The 1,499-nt window shown below is 68.4% G+C and carries 1 protein-coding gene; it reads left to right on the top strand.

The window, feature by feature from the left end:
* The first annotated feature begins 246 nt into the window (after nt 1–246).
* Nucleotides 247–1,473: an IS110 family transposase gene (locus tag KBX00_RS28935; RefSeq protein WP_210831228.1), complete on the top strand. Its 1,227-nt coding sequence runs from the start codon at nt 247–249 to the stop codon at nt 1,471–1,473.
* The last annotated feature ends 26 nt before the right edge of the window (nt 1,474–1,499 follow it).

The following is a 1,499-nucleotide window of genomic DNA, read 5'->3' as shown; positions in this document are numbered from 1 at the left end:
CCTAATGGGAGCTACCGGGTGAGCCGCTGGCAGACTCGGTGCCTGGTAGCCGCGAGCGGGTGAGCACTCCCGCCGCCTGGACCAATGCGAGTCCTGGTGTCAGAACGTGCCCCCGCTCGTGGTCGGGAGACGAACGGCTGATGGGGTGTCGTGCCCGCTGGGCGTTGGCGTGAGTACTGGTCCATTAGGGCGCTGGAGTCTTCCGCGGGCTGCTGGCAGGGACCCGTGGCAGAGCGGAGACGCGTAGTGCTGTTCGTCGGTGATGACTGGGCGGAAGACCACCACGACGTGGAGGTGCAGGACGAACACGGCCGGGCGGTACGCACAGCCCGGCTATCCGAGGGCGTGGATGGGATGGCCCGCTTTCACGAGTTCGTCGCCGGGTTCCTACCCGATGACGCGAAGCCTTCTGACGTGCTGGTGTGTATCGAGACCGACCGGGGGCCGTGGGTGAGGGCGCTGGTCGCCGCCGGCTACCAGGTCTACGGGGTGAACCCGAAACAGGCCGCCCGGCATCGTGAGCTGCTGTCACTGTCGGGTGCCAAGAGCGACAAGGCCGACGCGCACACCCTGGCAGACATGGTCCGGACCCGCCGGCACCAGCTGCGCCAGGTCGCGGCGGACTCCGACGTCGCCGAGGCGGTCAAAGTCGTGGCCCGGGCGCATCAGACGCTGATCTGGGAACGTACTCGCCACACCCTGCGGCTGCGGGCGGCGCTACGTGACTACTTCCCGGCCGCGCTGGTGGCCTACCACGTGTTGACGCTCACCGGCGCTGACGCCCTCGAACTGCTGGCGAAGGCACCCACCCCGGCCGCGGCGGCCAAGCTGACCCTCACGCAGATCAGCGCGGCGTTGAAGAAGGCCCGACGCCGTGACATCCCGGCCAAGGCCACCGCGATCCAGCAGGCCCTGCGCACCGATCACCTGGGCCAAGCCGACGTGGTCACGGGCGCTTACGCGGCAACCGTCCGCGCCACCGTCGCGATCCTGCAAACCCTCAACACCGAGATACGCACCCTCGACGGGCAGGTCGAGGCCCATTTTGGCCAGCACCCGGACGCTGATGTCTACCTCAGCCAACCCGGCATCGGCGTGATCCTCGGCGCCCGGGTGCTCGCAGAGTTCGGCGACGCCACCGGCCGCTACGCCGACGCCAAATCCCGCAAGAACTACGCCGGCACCGCACCGATCACCCGCCAGTCCGGCAGATCCAAGACCGTCCACGCCCGGTTCATCCACAACAACCGCCTCGTCGACGCCCTGCACATGCAGGCCGGAGCCGCGATCCTGCACGACTCTGGCGTCCGCGCCTACTACGACGAACTCCGCAGCCGCGAGGTCGGCCACAACGCAGCCCTGCGCCAGGTCGGCAACCGCCTCGTCGGCATCCTCCACGGCTGCCTCAAGAACACCACCCACTACGACCAGACAACCGCCTGGTCACACCGCACCCAACCCGCCGCAGCTTGACATCCAAGAAGCTGGGGTGTCTGACA

The sequence above is a fragment of the Micromonospora sp. C95 genome, from assembly GCF_018070465.1.
In the GTDB taxonomy this organism is placed as follows: domain Bacteria; phylum Actinomycetota; class Actinomycetes; order Mycobacteriales; family Micromonosporaceae; genus Micromonospora.
The sequence above is the reverse complement of the archived record's forward strand: the minus strand, read 5'-3'. Positions and strand labels throughout refer to the sequence as shown.